The organism is Paenibacillus sp. FSL M7-0656, from assembly GCF_038003225.1.
Classification (GTDB): Bacteria; Bacillota; Bacilli; order Paenibacillales; family Paenibacillaceae; genus Paenibacillus; species Paenibacillus amylolyticus.
Window position 1 is genome coordinate 267504 of the sequence record NZ_JBBOOT010000001.1, and the last position, 19068, is coordinate 286571.

Annotated in this window: 20 protein-coding genes and 2 riboswitches; of the genes, 12 read left to right on the forward strand and 8 right to left on the reverse strand. The window is 45.1% G+C overall.

Annotated elements, in window-relative coordinates; translation table 11 throughout:
• Positions 1–147: 147 nt before the first annotated feature.
• A riboswitch (cyclic di-AMP (ydaO/yuaA leader) is annotated at positions 148–342 on the forward strand.
• A gap of 2 nt (positions 343–344) precedes the next feature.
• Positions 345–1019 (forward strand): 3D domain-containing protein, encoded by a 675-nt coding sequence (locus tag MHI01_RS01110; protein WP_339193704.1) that lies wholly within the window; start codon positions 345–347, stop codon positions 1017–1019.
• A 109-nt stretch (positions 1020–1128) separates the two neighbouring features.
• On the opposite strand, the gene MHI01_RS01115 is transcribed toward MHI01_RS01110, so the two are convergent.
• Entirely contained in the window at positions 1129–1920 is a 792-nt protein-coding gene (locus tag MHI01_RS01115) for a polysaccharide deacetylase family protein (protein ID WP_340982297.1), read from the reverse strand.
• A gap of 153 nt (positions 1921–2073) precedes the next feature.
• Between MHI01_RS01115 and lpdD the strand changes: the two genes are divergently transcribed.
• The 5 genes from lpdD to MHI01_RS01140 all read left to right on the forward strand — a co-directional run bounded on the left by lpdD (position 2074) and on the right by MHI01_RS01140 (position 4977).
• The gene (gene lpdD / locus MHI01_RS01120; RefSeq protein ID WP_340982298.1) at positions 2074–2415 is read left to right on the forward strand and encodes a prenylated flavin chaperone LpdD; all 342 of its coding nucleotides are present in this window, start codon (positions 2074–2076) and stop codon (positions 2413–2415) included.
• A gap of 111 nt (positions 2416–2526) precedes the next feature.
• Positions 2527–3198 carry a PspA/IM30 family protein gene (locus MHI01_RS01125; protein WP_340982300.1) on the forward strand — a complete coding sequence of 224 codons (672 nt, stop codon included), beginning with the start codon at positions 2527–2529 and terminating at the stop codon, positions 3196–3198.
• Between the two features lie 95 nt (positions 3199–3293).
• A complete protein-coding gene (locus tag MHI01_RS01130; protein ID WP_036613690.1) occupies positions 3294–3695 on the forward strand; it encodes a DUF350 domain-containing protein in 402 nt (133 codons plus the stop codon).
• Positions 3696–3718: 23 nt separating this feature from the next.
• Positions 3719–4225, forward strand: coding sequence for a DUF4178 domain-containing protein (locus MHI01_RS01135; protein ID WP_076317633.1), 507 nt, complete (start codon positions 3719–3721; stop codon positions 4223–4225).
• A gap of 11 nt (positions 4226–4236) precedes the next feature.
• A complete protein-coding gene (locus MHI01_RS01140) occupies positions 4237–4977 on the forward strand; it encodes a DUF4247 domain-containing protein (RefSeq protein WP_017688102.1) in 741 nt (246 codons plus the stop codon).
• Positions 4978–5091: 114 nt separating this feature from the next.
• On the opposite strand, the gene MHI01_RS01145 is transcribed toward MHI01_RS01140, so the two are convergent.
• A complete protein-coding gene (locus MHI01_RS01145; RefSeq protein WP_017688103.1) occupies positions 5092–5382 on the reverse strand; it encodes an HNH endonuclease signature motif containing protein in 291 nt (96 codons plus the stop codon).
• Positions 5383–5582: 200 nt separating this feature from the next.
• Between MHI01_RS01145 and MHI01_RS01150 the strand changes: the two genes are divergently transcribed.
• Together MHI01_RS01150 and mobB are read left to right on the forward strand one after the other, a co-directional pair.
• Positions 5583–6872, forward strand: a complete 1290-nt coding sequence (locus tag MHI01_RS01150; RefSeq protein WP_338708969.1) for a molybdopterin molybdotransferase MoeA — start codon at positions 5583–5585, stop codon at positions 6870–6872.
• A gap of 6 nt (positions 6873–6878) precedes the next feature.
• Entirely contained in the window at positions 6879–7430 is a 552-nt protein-coding gene (gene mobB / locus MHI01_RS01155; RefSeq protein WP_340982301.1) for a molybdopterin-guanine dinucleotide biosynthesis protein B, read from the forward strand.
• 223 nt (positions 7431–7653) lie between these two features.
• Here the strand turns inward: mobB and xerS are convergent, their stop codons facing one another.
• The gene (xerS, locus tag MHI01_RS01160; RefSeq protein ID WP_256704194.1) at positions 7654–8745 is read right to left on the reverse strand and encodes a tyrosine recombinase XerS; all 1092 of its coding nucleotides are present in this window, start codon (positions 8743–8745) and stop codon (positions 7654–7656) included.
• Between the two features lie 193 nt (positions 8746–8938).
• On the opposite strand from xerS, the gene MHI01_RS01165 reads away from it, so the two are divergent.
• The 4 genes from MHI01_RS01165 (at position 8939) to MHI01_RS01180 (ending at position 13493) form a co-directional block, all read left to right on the forward strand.
• Entirely contained in the window at positions 8939–9427 is a 489-nt protein-coding gene (locus tag MHI01_RS01165; protein ID WP_036613700.1) for a GNAT family N-acetyltransferase, read from the forward strand.
• Positions 9428–9723: 296 nt separating this feature from the next.
• The gene (locus MHI01_RS01170) at positions 9724–10497 is read left to right on the forward strand and encodes an SDR family NAD(P)-dependent oxidoreductase (RefSeq protein WP_282321118.1); all 774 of its coding nucleotides are present in this window, start codon (positions 9724–9726) and stop codon (positions 10495–10497) included.
• A gap of 134 nt (positions 10498–10631) precedes the next feature.
• A complete protein-coding gene (locus MHI01_RS01175) occupies positions 10632–11525 on the forward strand; it encodes an aldo/keto reductase (RefSeq protein WP_340030565.1) in 894 nt (297 codons plus the stop codon).
• 621 nt (positions 11526–12146) lie between these two features.
• On the forward strand, positions 12147–13493 hold the full coding sequence (locus tag MHI01_RS01180; protein ID WP_340982302.1) for an amino acid permease: 1347 nt from the start codon (positions 12147–12149) through the stop codon (positions 13491–13493).
• Between the two features lie 56 nt (positions 13494–13549).
• Here MHI01_RS01180 and MHI01_RS01185 read toward each other — a convergent pair whose 3' ends face one another.
• The 5 genes from MHI01_RS01185 to MHI01_RS01205 all read right to left on the reverse strand — a co-directional run bounded on the left by MHI01_RS01185 (position 13550) and on the right by MHI01_RS01205 (position 18706).
• The gene (locus tag MHI01_RS01185) at positions 13550–14311 is read right to left on the reverse strand and encodes a YqcI/YcgG family protein (RefSeq protein ID WP_036613709.1); all 762 of its coding nucleotides are present in this window, start codon (positions 14309–14311) and stop codon (positions 13550–13552) included.
• A gap of 82 nt (positions 14312–14393) precedes the next feature.
• Positions 14394–15020, reverse strand: coding sequence for a LysE family translocator (locus tag MHI01_RS01190; RefSeq protein ID WP_017688112.1), 627 nt, complete (start codon positions 15018–15020; stop codon positions 14394–14396).
• A 117-nt stretch (positions 15021–15137) separates the two neighbouring features.
• Positions 15138–15755 (reverse strand): urea carboxylase-associated family protein, encoded by a 618-nt coding sequence (locus MHI01_RS01195; protein WP_340982303.1) that lies wholly within the window; start codon positions 15753–15755, stop codon positions 15138–15140.
• Positions 15756–15903: 148 nt separating this feature from the next.
• Positions 15904–17400 (reverse strand): amidase, encoded by a 1497-nt coding sequence (locus MHI01_RS01200; RefSeq protein ID WP_340984813.1) that lies wholly within the window; start codon positions 17398–17400, stop codon positions 15904–15906.
• Between the two features lie 325 nt (positions 17401–17725).
• The gene (locus tag MHI01_RS01205; protein WP_047843351.1) at positions 17726–18706 is read right to left on the reverse strand and encodes a DMT family transporter; all 981 of its coding nucleotides are present in this window, start codon (positions 18704–18706) and stop codon (positions 17726–17728) included.
• A gap of 144 nt (positions 18707–18850) precedes the next feature.
• Positions 18851–19004: riboswitch (FMN riboswitch) on the reverse strand.
• Positions 19005–19068 lie beyond the last annotated feature (64 nt).

The following is a 19068-nucleotide window of genomic DNA, read 5'->3' on the forward strand; positions in this document are numbered from 1 at the left end:
GATTCGGAAAAGTAACTATTCTGTTACCAAATGTAAAGGAATCGGGTCAACCAAACTTTCTGAATTAACCAGTATTCTTAAAAATGCTTACATGCTAAAAACCATTTGGTAAGAATTACTACAAGTTCAGGTTACAAAATTGTGATATATTGAACTCTGCCGAAACTTCCGGACAGGGAGTGCGGGGGATGTAACGATGCAGATTGTGCAGGGGGAAGATCTACAGCACACTGCTTGGGGTGAATTGGGTACATAACGTTTCAAATGTAACGAATAACCTATAGGGTGGGCTCCTCATCCGAATCCGACAACTAACTTCGCAGGCACAATGAGGGAGGAAGACCATGATTAACAAGAAACGTATAGCCAAAACAGCAGTAGCATTAATGACAACAGCAATGCTCATTCAAGCCGTTCCGGCTCACGCCGATTCAGTTCATGTGGCCAAAGAAGGGGATACCTTCTACACCTTATCAAAACAATATGGAGTAGCACTCAACACGTTGGTTAAAGCAAACAACGACATTTCGGCTTACAACATTTATGGTGGTTTGAAAATTACGATTCCCGGTAAGGCAAACAATGTTGCAGCCGCTGCGGCAACGGAGAGCAAGACCCAAGCGAAGACTGTTACTACAGCGAGCTTGGACGTTAACGCAGATAACAAAGTGGTTCAAGCCTGGGGTAAAACATTCGATTACAGCAAAGCTGTGAACGTAAAAGCAACGGCATACTCTGCAGATCCGTCTGAAAATGGAGGCTGGGGTGCAGTCGATTATTTCGGGAATGACCTTGAACTGGGTACGATTGCAGTTGATCCAAGTGTGATTCCACTTGGAACTAAAGTACTGGTAACTGGTCACAGCCATCCAGGATTGCCAAAACAAGCTTTTGTAGCCACAGCGCGGGATGTGGGCGGTGCAATCAAGGGTCACCGGATTGATATCTTTATCCCGGGTAGCAAACAGTCTGTAAGCTCATTTGGTTTTCAGGATATCGAGCTGTACATTCTGAAGTAGAGAGAAAATAACATTTAAAATGAATTCAAACAGGGTGTCTGCCAGTCGCTAAATTTGCGATTGAACAGCACCCTTTTAATATTCTCATTTATTTTCTATCACGTTCATCTTAATCTTTGGCCTTTGGCAATCCCAACATTTCGTCCAAGGTGACCAGTTCATATCCCCGATTACGTAGTTCCTCAATGATTTCAGGCAAAGCCTCAATCGTGCCGTTCAGGTTTGATCCTACACCGCCTCCAGCATGTTGCAGAACGATGGAGCCAGGTTTCACGGCAGACAGGATGTTATTTTTCACCTGTTCCTTTGAAAGGCCTTTCCAGTCCAGGGAGTCTACGTTCCAGTTCACAATGCTATAGTGTTGTTTGGCCGCCCATCTCAGCTGTTCTTCATTAATGTCTCCATAAGGTGGCCGAATCATCTTGGGCGTATAACCCGCCAAACGTCGAATAATATCCCCGGTATGTAAAATTTGTTTGCGAAAGGCATTCATCGACAGCTTACTGAATTCAGGATGATTGTAGCTGTGATTACCAACCATATGCCCTTCCTTAACAATGCGTTTCACTAGATCCGGATGTTTCTCAGCACGACTACCCACGATGAAGAATGTAGCTCTGACATTGTATTTCTTCAATACATCCAGTACTTGTGGAGTAAATCGTGGATCAGGTACATCATCAAAAGTCAGTGCAACCTTCTTGGTTGAAGGACCATTGGTTTTGAACGTATCGGCATATTTTTGACGTAATTGTCCCAATGTCAGTTGTTCTTCTTCCGCAGAATCCGAACCTGATACGGATTCACTTGGCGGGCTTGAAACATCCTGCGATGAAACTGGAGCATGAGATCCCCCGAGAAAAATAACGATAACCATCAGCATAATGAGGCGTACGCGCATAATAACGGCCTCCTTTTCCAAAATGACGTTCTCCTTGGTATGCCCGGGGGTTCCATAAAATATGCGCAGTGTGAGAAGTTTCATTGCCGATTTAGCTCATGACAGCCATAATTCCTCCATATATAACATATAGAAAAGGATAGGTGGATGGGGATGAGTACATTTGATTTGAAATCCATACGTTTACAGGTGATTGAAGCAGGAGAAGATAAGGTTTTTCTCGTTACCGGAGGAAAGGCGCATATTGGCGCCGTAGCCACGTTCTATGTGGATCATGAGCGCGTAAGCGGGACGACAGTACATATTCCTGGGCATAAAGAACAAGAGCTGTGTGAGCGGCTTGCCCGAAAGGCTGCCTTGCAGCTGAAAGTAACCGTTACGGTGATCATGGGTATCCATTTTGATTCCATCATGCGGATGCAGATCGACGAAATCGTGCAGACTGCAGAGAGGTTGATGGAGGATCATCTGAACAAAGATAAACGATCTTCCTGACATAAGAGCCATCGAATGTTTTGATTTTATTTGCTAAAATTGAAACGAGTTGTAGATTGTTACGTATGTATGTTTATATACGATGTAATATCGACTAGGAGGAATAACATAATGTCCATTTTCAAACGTTTGCGTGATCTAACTATGTCTAACATCAACGCCATTATTGAAAAGGCGGAAGATCCAATCAAGATGACGGACCAATATATCCGTGACATGCAAGAGGATCTGGAAGATGCGGAGAAAGCAGTAGCTCAACAGATCGCCATTGAGAAGAAATTCAAGCAGTTATTCGAAGAGCAGGAAGCTCTTGTGAAGAAACGTGAAGAGCAGGCGCATACGGCGGCACGTGCTCAGAATCTGGATTTGGCTCGACGTGCCCTGGAAGAGAAAAAGGCTGCTGAAGAGAAGATGGCTGAGTACAAAACCAGCTATGACCAAAACAAGGCTTCTGCAGATAACCTGCGTGGCAAGCTTGACGAAATGCGTAAGCAGTTGACTCAAATGAAGAACAAACGTGAAACACTGGTAGCCCGTTACAATGCAGCAAAAGCCCAAACGGAAATCAACAAAGCGTTGAATGGGTTTGGCTCTGATACTGCAAGTGCTGGTATGAAGCGTATGGAAGAGAAAATGATGCAGATGGAAGCACAGGCCGAAGCAAGTAACGAAATGTCTTCCAAAGGAAAATCTTTGGATGAAGAGTTCGAGAAGTTGGGTAAAGATCAGGCTGTTGAAGATGAACTCGCAGCATTGATGAAACAGTACGATAATAAGAACTAATACCTTGGTTGTCAGCAAGGTTAACCAGCGGAGGAGAAGAGTATTTCTCCTTCGCTTTTAAATGCGGTTCATGTTGATAAGTGGGGGCTGTGTAAATGGATTTGAACATTTTGGCGATGCTGGTCTGGACCGGATCTGGTTCGGTTTTGCTGTTTGTGCTGATGTATGTTGATTCACTGTTCACGAAATATAAGGATTTTGCTGAAGTTAAGGCTGGCAATATGGCCGTTACTACACGTATGGTTATGAAATTATTTGCACAAGGATATGTACTCGCTACGTCCATTTCTACGGCCGGTCACCTGGGAGAAGCACTGCTGGTCTCCGTTGTATCCTTTATCATTTTGTTGATTCTGGAGAGTGTTGTACACTTTATGATTCGCAAATGGGCCAACCTGGATCTGGATACGGGAATTCAGCAAGGGAAGACAGGGTACGGGTTGTTCTCTGGCGCTTTACATATCGTGGGCGCACTGATTATTGCAGCTTGTTTATAAGATAAGGAACAGGAGTAATTCTCATGAGTGTATGGAAACGAATTAAAGGAATACTAACGAAACCTGAACCACCGCAGGCAGAGAAAACGATGCTTCAGCTTGCACCTGGTGATATCTGTGAGGTTTCTCTGGTCACTTATGAAGTCGTTGGTCGGGTACAAAATCGTGCTCGAAATGCAGTTGTGCTCACGCTACAGGATGGTACCGCATTTCGATATTTGCATATCGAAGAACGGGAACTCACACGTTACGCCCTATATACACCAATTGATGGCAGGCTTGATGCGCCTGATGAGGTGCCTACATTGCTGGATCTGGATGGACGCGCATATCATCTGGAGGAAGAGTATGGAGGCATGGTATCAACGGCAGGTAGAACTCCATATGGCCAGGCTGGAGAACAATTGGTATGGCAGTATCAGTCGGATGATAATATGCTTCTTCGCGTGGAGTGGCAAGACAGAAGATTTACACTGTATGAGGGTGAGTCCATTCTTCCTGCGGATATCAAAGTGATTCGTTCGAGCTAGGAGAGGTTCCAATGAAAAAACGCTTGGCACATGGATTAAAATTAATGCTGGTCCTCAGCCTTGTCATGTCTCTGTTGTCCGCGTGCGGAGCAGCACCTTCTGTTCAGGACACATATCCGCTTGAATCGGTTAACGGCAGTGGTAACTCAACGTCCTATGTGTACCGGGCTTCGGACCGTACCGTTCCGGAAGTGGCTCAGGAATTGTCTGACCAGCGGCAACCGGATCAAATCTCGGCAGAGAATACAGAGCGTATGTTCCTCGTGTATCAGGACGAGTATTATCACCTGCAACAAGACCCGAACAAGCCGGAGGATACATTGGTTGAGGTGGACTCCAAGGAATATGTTCGGCAGAACTACGATTCATCTTTTTTACAAGGTTACCTCACCGCTACATTAATTGGTAATCTGTTCGATTCTTTTGGTGGGCGAGGTTATGGCAACTATCGAGGATATACCAATAAAGATACGTATAAACCGAGTGCAGGATCTTATCGTGCACCAACAAGTAATGACAAGAAGCTTGCTCCACCTATTACTGTTGATCGGAAAGGTACGATTACAAGGCGCGGAAGCGATAAAGATTCAAGCGTGGGATCTGGCGGAGGATTATTCAACCGCAACAAGGATCAGAGCAAGGGAACCATTGATCGCAACAAGAGCAGTGGTGGGTTGTTTGATTCACCTAAGAAATCCTATAAAAAACCAAAAACCAGAGTGGGCGGCGGCCGAATCAAGAGGCGTAGATAATGATTCAATTATAAGTTTGGCTGCCCAACATATAGTACAATCCAAAAAGAACAGGAAAAGGTATGACGGATTTATCACTATCCGCGCAATTACCTTGGAACTGTTCTTTTTGGTTTACGATTTGCGAACATGATTGGACTTGCGTACGCGGGGAATCGTTGTAGCAGGCTGTTTGCGAATCCAGCGGATAAATGGAATCATTCGTTCATCCTGTCTCAAGGATTGCAGATCCGTGAGACCAAGGGTTACAATATCGCGATTGGTGTATAGCGAATGAATCTGTTTGTGACAGGGGATGCACAGGTTGGCCGTTGGCAGAAATGTTCCGCCCATTTCTTTGGGTGTCAGATGATGAACGGTCGTGTTCACAGGTTCTCTTCCGCATAATTCACATCGATTACTCATGATCATCGCCTCCCTTTGTCACTTATATTATGGGCAGACAAGATGCCTTTCATGTTGAACACAGGTCAAGGAATGTTACACCTGTAAGAAATAAGATTTTGTCACAGGATTCAATAAGTGATGTACTTGTTATCTTACAGTATTCGGGCTACACTTTCTTAAAGGATGATAGTCTTTAGGAGGTAAGAATACTTTTGAAAATGAACTCACATTCACATGATATGACAACTGCCAAATTCAATCGTACAGCTGTACAGGTACCGGATGCCCAAGCTAAAATAGCTGCAAGAGTTACTGTAGGCTCCATAGAGAAAGTTCATCTTGAATCTGCTCATGGCCGCACACTTGCAGAGACGATTCAGGCACCCCATCCGTATCCATTCTTCCGGAGATCGGGTATGGATGGATTCGCGATTATCAGTACAGATACTATAGATGCATCGAGTGATCATCAAGTTTGGTTTCGAGTCATTGATGAAATTCCTTGCGGCTACACCTCGGATCACACCATTGTTTCAGGTACGACAGCTCGCATCATGACCGGTGCACAGGTTCCGGAAGGTGCGGATGCGGTAGTCATGATGGAGATGACCGAGAGCAAGGTAGAGGATGGAGAACAATGGATTGCATTGAAACGGCACATATTGTCGGGTGCTAACATCACTCCGATCGGACTGGAGGTCCAAGAGGGACAGCAATTGCTCGAAGCAGGAACGATCATCAGGGCAGGAGAGCAGTCCGTGTTAGCTACTTTTGGTATAGCAGAAGTTCCCGTATTTCAACGTCCAAAGGTGGCGATATTCGCAACCGGCACGGAATTGCTTGATGTAGAAGAGCCATTACAACCAGGTCGGATTCGGAATAGCAACAGTTACATGCTGCGCTCTCTGGTTGTTGAGGCAGGTGGAGAGCCTGTGATGTACGGTTCTATTGCAGACGATGTGAATACGGCAAGGGCCAAACTGGAAGAAGCCATTCAAGATAATGATATTGTGGTGACCACAGGCGGAGTATCCGTCGGGGATTATGATATTATGGGTGAACTTGTGCTTGAAGAACATGTGGAGATGTTGTTTAACAAAGTGACGATGCGACCAGGCAGTGTGACCACAGCTGCTATATATAAAGATAAATTGCTTTTTGCACTTTCGGGTAACCCGGGGGCTTGTTTTGTAGGTTTTGGTCTGTTTGTTCGTCCAACCATTCGTTCCATGCAGGCGGATGCTCATCCTTATATGGAAGAATGGACTGCGATCTTGGAAGAAGAGTACACCAAAGTTAATAATTTTACACGTTTCGTACGTGGACGCACAGAGATCCGCAACGGCATGGTGTACGCGATACCGGCTGCCGCCCGTGTAGATGAATCTAGCGTGATGATCACCATTAAGGACAGTGATTGCCTGATTGTTGTTCCACCTGAGAAAAAAGGCATTCCTGCGGGTGAGCAGGTACGCATTCTCAAACTGCCCTCAGGTCATGTGAGGTAGTAGTAGATGACTACAATGAGTGATACAAAGCCACATATCATACAGATTGTTGGATACAAAAACACGGGTAAGACAACCCTGACAGCCGCGCTGATCGGGCACTTTTCTTCTATGGGACTTAAAGTAGCAGCAATTAAGCATGATGGACATGACCATTTTGAGATGGATCAAGAAGGAACGGATTCGTATCGATTTGGAGAGGCTGGGGCCTCGGCGGTGGTTGTTATGTCAGAGAAACGTACTGCGATTATGGAGCGACAGGTAACCAAGCTGGAGGATATGTTAATTCATCTGTCCGGTTATGATTGGATTGTTGTTGAAGGATTCAAGGATGCTTCTTATCCCAAATTCGTGATGGTTCGAGAAGAGAAAGATCTGACCTTGGTTGATCAGCTTGAAGGGGTAGTAGGTATAATCTCATGGCTACCTTCAGAGCAGTTTATAGAGCGAAGCACTGTAAGCAGAGATACATGGTATTCGGTTCATGAAACGGAGGATATAGCCAAAGCGTTGTTAGCGATGGTTGAGAGCGAGGGTAGGCAGAATGGTAAAGTCTAATCGTAGAAACGTTAAAAAAGTAGGATATTATGATCGCTGGATATGATTGAATGTACAGAAAGCGTGATTTATTCTTTTTTAAATATAACGTAATATTTATTATGTAAACTATAATTATTTCTGATTATGCTCTTCTCCTTGAATGATGCAAAAAAAAAAGCAGCAGACCTTTCTCGGATCGAAATCCATGATGTGGCTTGCTGCTTTTATTCTGTTCGGGATGTTACATCCCGTCATCAGTACGACGTTCGATGGCTTCGGACATCGTTTTGTCGGTAAGGTGAGCATAGATCTCGGTCGTTTCCGTAGAAGCGTGTCCAAGCTGCTCCTTCGTTTTGTAAATATCATTTTGCAAATAATAGTCGGTTGCGAATGAATGGCGTAATTTGTGCACGGTCAAGTAGGGTTTACCAAAGCGCTTGGCATATTTCATGATCATGGCCTGGATCGCTCTTTTGGTCATTCGACTTCCTTCTGAATCTCCGTTACGCAAAGCAATGAACAGACCTTTCTCCCGCTTGGGCGTGCGGTAACGTGATTGCCGCAGGTTCATATAAGTTGCGAGTTCGTCCTTGGCCTGTTCCCTGAAATAAACGGGTGTTTTGTACGTCTCATCATTGTTACCTTTGCGATAAACATACAGGAGTTTGTTGTTCAGATCGAGATCATCGACGTTCAGGTTCACGACCTCCGACACCCGTAAGCCGGAATTCAGAATCAGGCTGGCAATGCAGGCGTCCCGTTCTTTGTTGAGCTCATGGGAATACAGTGCCTGTTTGTTCTTTTCCATATCGACAGCGTAACCTTCAAGGATATAGCCGATGAATTCCAGCAGTTCCTCTTCCTCCAGAATTTTACCTTTGAGTTTGGCAGCGGTGTCCTTGGGTTTATGGGTACGCTTGATCTCGATTTTGGCCATAATGTTCCGCTTCAGCAAAGGATAAAAGTCTTCATCTTCCGCAATCTGGCTCAGGTAATGAAAAAGGGAGCGAAGGGAAGAGAGCTTGCGAGATACGGTAATTCTGGAATTGGTTCCTTCCCGTTTGGTTGTAAGAAATAACCGATAGGCGGTAACCGAATCCATGCGAAGGACTTCCAGTTCAGTCAAGGTAACTTCTTTATTAGAGCTTGCCTCGGACAGCCCTTCTGCTCGCAACCATCCGAAGAAAGCTTCGTAATCTCTGAGATATTCGAGTAGGGTAGAGGGCGACAGGTCAGGCAGCTTGTAGTCCATGAATTGCTGAACGAACCAAGGCATGGAAGGTAGTTTGTCATCCAGCTTGCGTCGATCAATCTCTTTTTGCACGTTGGTCAAGTTCGACACCTCCATGTGAAAAACATATAAGATTAATATTCAATTTAATAGTATTCTATGCTCTAGTGTACCATAATTTACATGCTCACAGCTTGTTCACCAAAGCAGGCAGTAAGTAGGGTATGCTTCCTTGCCCTTCGGCGCGTAAACCTTTAAAGTAATTAGTATACGTAGAGCAGAGGAGGTGAACCGGATGAATATGAAAATAGAACTGGTTCCCCGGGAGCGCAGTCAGGTGATTCGGCATTTAATGCAATTTTATCTATATGATTTTACCAAATACCTGAATATTGATGTGGACAGTAACGGCATTTTTCCGGAATATCCCGGTCTGGAGGCATTCTGGGCAGAAAAGGACCGCAAGTTTCCTTTTTTGATTACAAGTGATGGGGCACCTGCAGGGTTTGCTCTGGTGGAGAAATTGGAGCCTGGTAGTAAGGATAATGACTACTATTTGACTGAGTTTTTTGTGATGCAAAAATATCGGCGCAGTGGAGTGGGTACTCGGGCAGCCTATGAACTGTTCAAACGTTTTCCAGGAAGATGGAAAGTGACCCAGGTTCGTAACAATGTCATTGCCCAGGCGTTCTGGAGAAAAATTATAGGGGATTATACCGGAGGCCGCTTTCGAGAAAAGTTCCATCCGGAACTGGGCAATCCAAGCCAGTATTTTGTAACCTGATTCCCATCAGGGTTTACCTACATATAGAAGCATTTGCATGATTGCGATATAAGTTGAACTAATCATTTACACGATAACGGAGAGGACAGAAAAAACCTGAAAAAGCGAAGCGTTCGCCTAAAAGCTTTCTGAAAGAAAGCTGCATCGGAAGCATACGCTATCCCCGGATTTTCCCCTTCAGAAAAGGGAATCAAAAAATCTGGGGATAACAGCGATTGGAAGGTTATTCTGTCATCGTAGTGTCAGTGTAAATAATCTTTAGTTCAACTTATAAATCTGATGAAGGAGTGAGTGACATGAACGTACCCACATTCCATCTCGATGGACAGACAGCACTGGTGACAGGTGCAGGGAGAGGGATCGGAAAAGCAATTGCGATTGGACTTGCCCAGTCAGGCAGTGACGTTGTACTTGTATCCCGAACGATGAAAGAAATTGAGGAGACAGCAGCCTACATCTATGAACAGACAGGGCGTAAAGCGCTCGCTCTGACTGCGGATGTGACATCAAAAGAACAAATGGAAGAGACGTTTCAAGAGGCGATCTCGGAGATGGGTAGCCTGGACATTCTGGTGAATAACGCAGGTATGAACATACGGACACCAGCACTTGAAGTAACAGACGAGCAGTGGGAGACCATCATGCAGACAAACTTAAAATCGGCTTTCTTCGCTTCGCAATTAGCGGGACAGCATATGAAAGAACGTGGGACTGGGAAGATCATTAACATCTCTTCGGTAGGTGGGCATACGGCTTTGCGGACAGGGGTTGTATATGGTGCGACCAAAGCTGCATTAATTCATATGACCAAAGTTCTCGCACTGGAATGGGGCAAGTATGGAATCCGTGTCAATTCAGTAGGGCCATGGTATTTCCGAACACCTTTGACTGAAAAGTTGCTGGATGATCCCCATTATTTGCAGGAAATTGTAAGCCGTACACCGTTACAGCGAGTGGGAGAACTGGAAGAAGTGGTAGGGCCGGTTGTATTCCTGGCATCAGATGCAGCGGGATACATAACGGGTCAGACGTTATTGGTTGACGGTGGAATGTCCATTTATGGCTTTTAAATAAATGAAGTTGGTTGCAGTTTGGAAAAGTGGGTGGCATAACCAAATCATGGGTAATAACATAAGGGAAGTTGAAGTTAATCTGTATTTCTATTTATCTGTACCCAATTCACTGAACTTGGAGGAAGATAACCATGGAAACGCGCAAGTACGGTAATACTGGCATGAACGTAAGTACACTTGGATTTGGCGGAGCGGAAATAGGAAAAAATGTATCCAAAACGGATGTAGCAACATTGCTGAATAGTGCCCTGGATGCTGGATTAAACGTGATAGACACGGCTGAATGTTACGGTGACAGCGAGGAATTAATCGGCGAGGTGTTGTCACATCGGCGTGATGACTACTATTTGTTCACCAAATGTGGACATGCTGCCGGGATCGAAGGTCCGGATTGGGATGCCAAAGTACTGGAGCAAACGATTGACCGTAGTCTGAAAAGGCTGAAAACGGACTATGTGGATGTTATCCATTTGCATAGCTGCTCCGAAGAAGTACTCCGACAAGGAGCAGTGATCGAAGTGCTACAGCGTGCCAAGGAATCAGGTAGGACCAGGTTTATCGGATACAGTGGGGATACAACAGATGCGCTATATGCGATTCAGACCGGAGTATTTGACAGCCTGGAGACTTCATTAAATATCGCAGATCAGGAAGCAATTGATCTTACGTTGCCTGAGGCAAGAAAAAGAAACATGGGTGTCATCGCCAAAAGACCAATTGCCAATGCGGCCTGGACGTATGATACACTTTCAGAAGAGGCTTATCCATTTATATACTGGAAGCGCTTAAGTGAACTGAACTATGGTTTTCTGGGTGAAGATGCCCAGGTAGCGGTGGAAACAGCACTGCGTTTTACGCTAAGTACCGAAGGTGTAGACACAGCTATTGTAGGAACAGCCAAGCCCAATCGCTGGCAGCAAAATGCTGATCTTGTGGCTAAAGGGCAACTCCCACAGGAATTGTATGATGAAATTAGAGCACGATGGAAAGAAATCGCCGGAGCAGATTGGACTGGCCGGACTTAAATCAGAAATATTAGCGAAGCCGCCATATGGCGGCTTTTTTATGACCAGCATAAAATATTTTCAACATATGAAAAATTCACAACAACTTTCGGATCAGGGGCTGCGAAAAATTTTAGGGAATAATGTCTATACGTCAGCTTAGTTCAAAACGGGTGACAAAGGATGAAAGAGGAAAAATCCCAGGAAATATCCATTCTTATAAGCGACTAAATTTATAAAAAACGACGAAGATATTGAGAAAATACGAAAAATAGGCAATCTACGTTCAATTTAAAAGAAATAACGACTGAGTTATAATATTTCAACATATGAAAAATTCACAATAGAAAGATCATTTTCTCACCTTAGTTACCATCTCTCATATAGCCACATTGACGCACCACCAAGTTTAAAGGAAAACCATTATAAGCGATTGAAGTCAACCACTTTTTTGCGGGTTTAAATCAAATTGAAAATATATCTTTATGAATAATCTCTAAAAGCATACAGCTTAAATTCATTATCAGAATAATTTTAACATATTAATTATTATGTAAACTAATAATAATTCTTTTGGTAATACAGACATAAAACCTCCATGACCTGTAAATCGTAAGGGGATAAGGCAGAAGGAGGAGCTTCATGAAAAGTAAGCAACACCGTAAAAACGACGACGAAAAACTAAGTTGGGTCAGCCTATCCTTGTTTGGCGCGGGTTGCACACTGGGAACGGGATTTTTTCTAGGGACCAGTCTGGCGATTCATTGGGCCGGCATATCCGTACTTATATTGTTGGTGCTGGCTGCGGCAGGTACTTACTTTGTATTTGGTGCGCTGGCTCAGATGACCGCAGAAGATCCAAAGGAAGGCGCTTTTCGAACGTATGCGGGCGAAGCATTCGGACCTTGGGCTGGTTTTGGTAGTGGATGGATGTACTGGGTCTCTGAAATGCTCATCATGGGCAGCTCATTAACGGCACTTGGGCTGTTCTCTCAATTCTGGTTTCCCAAGTTTCCGCTATGGGCATTTGTTGCGATCTATGCCGCTATAGGTCTGTTCATTGCTGCACTGGGAGCGAAGGGATTAACCAAAACGGAGAATATTCTTGCTGTAATCAAACTTGCTGCAACGGTTGCATTTATAGCTATAGCAGGAGCGGCTTGTCTGGGTTGGTTACCTGTAAAAGTCACACCCGAGCAATTGAAGAATGAATGGTTCCCGCATGGAGGTAAAGGCGTATGGACCGGTTTCATCTATGCATTCTTTGCTTTTGCCGGGATCGAGGTTATGGGTTTGATGGCAGCTAACCTGAAAGAACCAAAAGATGCAGTGAAATCAGGTCGAGTAATGCTATTGACTGTGAGTACACTCTATGTGATTGCAATTGCGTTGATCCTGTTGCTTGTGCCTTCAGTTCAGTTAACTCCAGATGAAAGTCCGCTTGTCAAAGCCATGTCAACCATTGGATTCACTGTTGTGGTCCACATTCTCAACGGAATTCTGATTATAGCCGGATTCTCGACAATGGTGGCTTCGTTATATGCCATTACGTCCATGTTGGTGAAACTCGCGGAAGATGGAGATGCACCAAAGTTGTTCACGAAGACCTGGGGAAAAAAGGACATGCCACTTCAGGCATTGTGTTGCACAGCGGCTGGATTAGTCCTGTCTACGTTGATGGCATTATGGATGCCCAAGAGTTTGTTTGAATATGTGACGACAGCAGGTAGTCTGGTATTAATGTATACATGGCTGCTTATCTGCATCACGTACATTAAAAAAATGAAGCCCGTGAAGTGGAATCACATCAAAGTGTGGATTGCCATAGTATTAATTGTGGCTGCTGTGGCTGGGACAGCGATGGAAAAAGCCAGCAGAACGGGTCTGCTGGCAAGTGTGGGACTTTTGGTGTTCCTTGGGATCATCACGTATGTTGTTCATAAGGTACGTGGCTCGAAAGCATCGCAGTCAGCACCATCCAAACCATAAGCAACTCTCAGCAACTTTCGTGGAGGTCGTACAACGGATTAATGAGTGCTTTAAGATTATTTCGTCAACTTGCCTAAGGCTTGCTTCATCCGCATGAATGGACATTTGGAAGGTGTCTGCTCATCATCAGGCAGGAAATACTGTTTCCATTCCAAATTATCCTGCTGACCATACCACATCAGCGAAGGGTGAGCAGGTACAGCATCATATGCAGCGAGACGTTTGCGAATTAAGGTTTTCATTTTACGGCCAAGAGGGGTGTTGTCATTAATGGATTCGAATACCCACCGTGGTTGAAAAGCAAACATGAGATAAGGAAAATGCCGGCTGGCTCGGAGTTCATGTGCAGGAGTTGCACAGAAACAAAAGTAAGGCTCTCCGCCAAAGCAAAACTCCCATGATGAATCATGAGGATCGGTTGAAATATGTTCCGGCCACGGCTCGGTATCGTGTGAACTTACCCGATTAAGCATTTGCCAGAATAACGTCTGATATTGCTCTACCGTTGTATGATCTTTCAGATCACTTGGTGTCTCACAGATCACGACCATCGAAGCGTAATGACCGGTGTCTCTGGAGACAGGACCATATTGTCTAAGCAGATCGGCCATATCTTCGGCAGCATGTTCAGATCGGGGGTCACACGTAAATCCGTACCTCAAATGTCCTGACAGAAATCCCATTCGTCCAGGTACACATGGATACGTATTATCTTCGTCGGCGATCATTTTACCAAATTGCGAATAAGCGTCCTGCTGCCAAGATGGAAGACGCTCAAACAAGGTGTTTATTTCGTCGGCACTATACAGCTCCGCCATTGATTCCCAACTCCATTCCACATGATACCGTTACAGTATTAATGTGGGGGAAGTTGGGTGACTGTCCAGCCTGATTTTGTTGTCAGAAAAATATGGAACGTACAGCTTCGTACCCAAAATACAAACCAAATCCGATCAGGCAGATTCCCGAAATGATAGAGATCCAGCGCAATACATTCTCACTGCTATGTTTGTGGAATCGACTGGCCATGCCAGCCATAATGACATCCCACACCAGAATACCAATGAATATGCCTGAACTGTAGAGCAGCAAATGAGCGGTATCCGTATGTTTCACAGTTGTCGCGAGAATAGAGCCATAGATCCCAAGCCAAAATAAAATATTCAGTGGATTGGACAGGGCCATCAAAAATCCGGATATAAATGATTTTCGAACAGTTGCTTCCGCAGTAGATGTACCCTGAATGCCTTGCTTTAGCTTCGAGAGCGTTTCCACTCCCGTGTAAATCAGAATAAAACTGCCAAATGACCAGAGAAAAGAGCGCATGAACGGCGTGTCCAGAAAATGGGCAACTCCAAAATAAATCAGCAGCATATACACCAAATCTGCAAACATAGCTCCGAGTCCTAGAATCCAGGCATGCATGAATCCGTGGCGGGCTCCACGGTCGAGTTGGGCGGCGTTAATCGGACCGATTGGAGCGGACAATGATATTCCCAGAATGATATAACTGAACAGTACAGACATAAACACGTTCACTCCTTAACGGGTTCGATGAATTATACCAGTTGTCACAGAAAATGGGTACAAGTCATCGTATTCCCGCAAGGAGTGAATTAGAACACACTGTGAGGATATAGCACTTTAAACGGCAGGCGACTCCACATCGAGTTGAACAGGTGTACAATGATAGCCATTGCAAGAACTTTCCTCGCACGGACAAGCCGATAAACCGATGATCAGATCCATCAAAGCTTCCATTTCAACATAATCACCTGCACATGATTCGGGAGCAATAACATCAATTTTGCCTTCACCATCTACTACGGAATTCATAAATAGATTGAAAGGATAATGCTGATCCGGCGGAGATATACCGAAAGGTTCAAGGGCCGTGTTCAGATTATCATAACAACTGGGATGGTCCTTTTTATCATATAAGACCTCATACATTTCCGGACGACAGGCCGAATTGAAAAAATCATGAATACCTACAGTTTCACTGACAATGGAAATGAGAGGTTTATAACGGTTGGAATACAGACATTGTCCCGGTTTAATCCTGTAATTGCGCAGAACATCGAGGGTTACCCCGGGATCAAGCCGATTATTAATATTCTGGGCATCATAAGCGACAAAATCAACCACTTGCTGCCCCTCCAGATCAGTTATACGGATCAGTGAGCCTTTTTTCACTTTAAGAGCGTAGCCTGTCTTGGCAGGAATGTGAATAGATTGCTTATGAGATTCCGTTGAATTCATCCCTATCTCCTCCGAGGTCTTTTTACTTCAGTATGCGGAGATGACATTGCTTTCATGCACTATAGCAAGTAATGTAGGCATGTGAATATAAAGAATAAGAATAGGGTGCACGAAAGATTACTCATCAGAAACGTGTGAAATTTTGCGTTTATGCTGGAAACAGTGGATTACCTCTCATCCCGATCCAGAGGTCTGATTGTTCAAGCTGTCCAGCCAGATGTAATAACCAATCTTCGCGTCCCTTGGTTGCCATCACTTGAACGCCCATTGGCAACCCTTCAGGTGTCATATGCAGAGGTACACTTATCGCAGGCTGACCTGTCAGATTCGCAAGCTGGGTGAACGGTGTATACGTAAGACTTGGCTCAAACATTTCATAGATGAGTTGCTGCTGCTGGGTCTTGTCCAATTCACTAATCCGCATTAGGTTACGAATCTGTTCGTCATGAGGCGTTAATTCACCAATCTTAGGCGCAGGAAAAGCATTAACAGGTGTGACGTAGAAGTCATAACGCTCGAACAAAGTGGACATCTGAGCTGCAGCTACATCCCATTCAGCTAAGCTATGTACAAATTCCGCAGCGGACACCTTTTTGCCTGCTTCAGCCAGAACCCAGGATTCAATCTCCATATCATCGGAGGTCAGAGCCCGGCCCATGGAGCGTTCCATGGAAGAGATCATCGCGGCCATCTCACCACTGTTCATCATGTAATAGTTCTCCATCAGCCTGACTCCATTGACTGGACTCAGTTTTTCTTCAACATGATGACCTTGATCTTCCAACCAGCGAACGAGCTTGTATACAGACTCTTTGGCTTCTGCGCTGACAGGTGTTCCCACGGGTGAATCCGTTGTGTATGCAATTTTCAGTTTGCGTTGATGTGGATAGCTCATATCAGCCAAGTAACTGCCTGGAAAGAGTGGAGCATGGAACGCAGCTTCGGGCTGAATGACTTGTAACGTATCAAGCAATGCAGCACTGTCCCGAACCGAGCGAGAGAGGGCAAAATCAATCGATGCGCCTTGCCATTGACGACCAACTCCCGGTCCTACAGGTGTGCGCCCGCGGGTTGGCTTCAATCCAAACAATCCGCTAAAGGAAGCCGGGATACGAATCGAACCTCCTCCGTCACTGGCTCCGGCAAGGGGAACAATACCCGAAGCTACAGCGGCAGCGGCACCACCACTTGAACCACCTGGGGAGTGGTTGATATTCCATGGATTGCGAGTGGGACCATGAAGACGGGGCTCGGTAATATTTTTCAAACCAAATTCAGGCGTATTGGTATGTCCTATGAAGATAAAGCCTGCATCACGGAGTCGAGTGACAAAATTGGAATTGCGTAATGCCCGATGCTCGCTGAACAAACGGGAGCCTGAAGTCAGAAATTCACCTTCCAAGGATTGCGAGATATCTTTCAGGAGCAGGGGCACACCGGCAAAAGGTTGTTCTCCAGGGCGAACCAAACCGGCTTCCTCACGTGCGCGATTTTCATATGTACGAATAACCGCATTAAGTTGCGGATTCACTTCTTCAAGGCGTGCAAACGCCGCTTCAAGCATTTCAACCGGGGATACTTCCCGGGATCGGATCAGTTCAGCCAAACCTACGGCGTCGTAGGAGGTATATGAGAATGAAGACATCATGATCGTTCCTCTCTGAATATAATTCATCTGTTTATTCCATATGTCATCGTACCACCGGATTAGACAAAAGACAAAACATAGAAGAATCGTAGTGCGATGATATGCATACTCGTTATGAGGTTGGAGGGAAAAGAGGGGGAGTATTTGCATATGCGATATAGAAATAAAGCACAGGGTTAATAGCTCATATTGCTAATTGAAAAAATGAACGAGTAATATCGAGTAATGGCAATAAAAAAACCAATGCTCATCTAATTTGATGTGCAATGGTTTTATTTTATATTTGACTATTTGTTTATATGTGAACCTCAGATATATCTACTTATTCTGTACGCAGCTTTGGTGCAGCATCGGCCGCAGTTGATGATCTTTCCTGCTGTCTGGAAATGGCGAAGAGGGCCACCCAGATCAGAATAAAACCAAGCAGCTGCTCCCATGTAATCAGTGTACGGAAAGCAATCCAGTTCACCAACACACCCGCCATCGGGAAGCTAAGTTCTGCGAGTGTTGCAACAGAGGCTTTGGTTGACGACAGACCTTTGTAATACAACAGAAGACTTAGCAAACCTGGCAACAATGCCTGACCGAGAATGTTGAGGATGACAGCGGTCTGTTCACCCGTTCCGGACGGGAATGTCCATGCTGCACCTTCATTCCACGTCATAAAGATCAGGAGGGGAAGAGCAACGACAAAGCGCAGGGAGGTGACCGTTTCATAACGCGCCTGTCCCAGCATCAATCGTCCCATAACGGTTGAACCTCCCCATAAGGCAGCGGCCCCAAGGGATAACAAGCTTCCAGCATGAATCCAGTTGTCCCAGTTACCTAATGGCAATGTGAAGCCAAATGTAAGTAGGTACGTTCCTGCTAATGCAATGAAGAACAATCCACCGAAGCGACGTGGTAACGTTTCTTTTAGTAACAGTTTAGCCAGCACGATAGCGAAGAGTGGTTGCATTTTTTGCAATAAAAGCACCGTATTCGGATCGTTATGTGTAAGCGCCATGGTGAACAATACCGTTGCGAGTGCTGATCCTCCCCATGAGATAAAAATCACGGCAATCCAGTGGCGAGCACGCAGGTTTTTCAGATCAGCCCGAAATTTCCACAGTACGGGAATGGCAATAAGGCTGACGATGATATGTTCCACCAGTACAATCTGCGTGGATGTCATCGTGTTTAGCAAAATAATTCGGAAGAGTGGGTCGACACCCCATAAGGCGGCGCCGAGAACTACAAGCCAGAATCCGGTATTACTTCGTTCCTTGCGGTAAACAGGTGATGCTGCTGATGTCTTTTCCATATTCAGGACTCCTTCGTCAGAACACGGAATCTTCAGTTGGCAAAATCGACAAAAGCCCCCGTTTTGGTATATACCAAATAAACGGGGGCTCATCCAAGGACATGCGTCAGGAAAGAGGCCTTCCCGTGAACGGCATGTCAATGTGTTGATCTTCTCTCATCCGGACTGTACCGTCGGCCTTGGATTCACACCAAGTCAGTCGCTAGATGTCCTTCGTTAAGAACAATTAGCGAGTCGCGGGCTAGTTCCGAAGAACATCACCGCCGGTTGGGAATTGCACCCTACCCCGAAGATCCTATTCAATTATATAGTGTGTTGAACAAGCTGTAACATTAATAAGTTCATCTTATTCCTGTAAGCGC

Coding starts and splice junctions, on each gene's coding strand:
- MHI01_RS01110 (WP_339193704.1), top strand. CDS start 345: ATGATTAACAAGAAACGTATAGCCAAAACAGCAGTAGCATTAATGACA.
- MHI01_RS01115 (WP_340982297.1), bottom strand. CDS start 1,920: ATGCGCGTACGCCTCATTATGCTGATGGTTATCGTTATTTTTCTCGGG.
- lpdD (WP_340982298.1), top strand. CDS start 2,074: ATGAGTACATTTGATTTGAAATCCATACGTTTACAGGTGATTGAAGCA.
- MHI01_RS01125 (WP_340982300.1), top strand. CDS start 2,527: ATGTCCATTTTCAAACGTTTGCGTGATCTAACTATGTCTAACATCAAC.
- MHI01_RS01130 (WP_036613690.1), top strand. CDS start 3,294: ATGGATTTGAACATTTTGGCGATGCTGGTCTGGACCGGATCTGGTTCG.
- MHI01_RS01135 (WP_076317633.1), top strand. CDS start 3,719: ATGAGTGTATGGAAACGAATTAAAGGAATACTAACGAAACCTGAACCA.
- MHI01_RS01140 (WP_017688102.1), top strand. CDS start 4,237: ATGAAAAAACGCTTGGCACATGGATTAAAATTAATGCTGGTCCTCAGC.
- MHI01_RS01145 (WP_017688103.1), bottom strand. CDS start 5,382: ATGAGTAATCGATGTGAATTATGCGGAAGAGAACCTGTGAACACGACC.
- MHI01_RS01150 (WP_338708969.1), top strand. CDS start 5,583: ATGAACTCACATTCACATGATATGACAACTGCCAAATTCAATCGTACA.
- mobB (WP_340982301.1), top strand. CDS start 6,879: ATGACTACAATGAGTGATACAAAGCCACATATCATACAGATTGTTGGA.
- MHI01_RS01165 (WP_036613700.1), top strand. CDS start 8,939: ATGAATATGAAAATAGAACTGGTTCCCCGGGAGCGCAGTCAGGTGATT.
- MHI01_RS01170 (WP_282321118.1), top strand. CDS start 9,724: ATGAACGTACCCACATTCCATCTCGATGGACAGACAGCACTGGTGACA.
- MHI01_RS01175 (WP_340030565.1), top strand. CDS start 10,632: ATGGAAACGCGCAAGTACGGTAATACTGGCATGAACGTAAGTACACTT.
- MHI01_RS01180 (WP_340982302.1), top strand. CDS start 12,147: ATGAAAAGTAAGCAACACCGTAAAAACGACGACGAAAAACTAAGTTGG.
- MHI01_RS01185 (WP_036613709.1), bottom strand. CDS start 14,311: ATGGCGGAGCTGTATAGTGCCGACGAAATAAACACCTTGTTTGAGCGT.
- MHI01_RS01190 (WP_017688112.1), bottom strand. CDS start 15,020: ATGTCTGTACTGTTCAGTTATATCATTCTGGGAATATCATTGTCCGCT.
- MHI01_RS01195 (WP_340982303.1), bottom strand. CDS start 15,755: ATGAATTCAACGGAATCTCATAAGCAATCTATTCACATTCCTGCCAAG.
- MHI01_RS01200 (WP_340984813.1), bottom strand. CDS start 17,400: ATGTCTTCATTCTCATATACCTCCTACGACGCCGTAGGTTTGGCTGAA.
- MHI01_RS01205 (WP_047843351.1), bottom strand. CDS start 18,706: ATGGAAAAGACATCAGCAGCATCACCTGTTTACCGCAAGGAACGAAGT.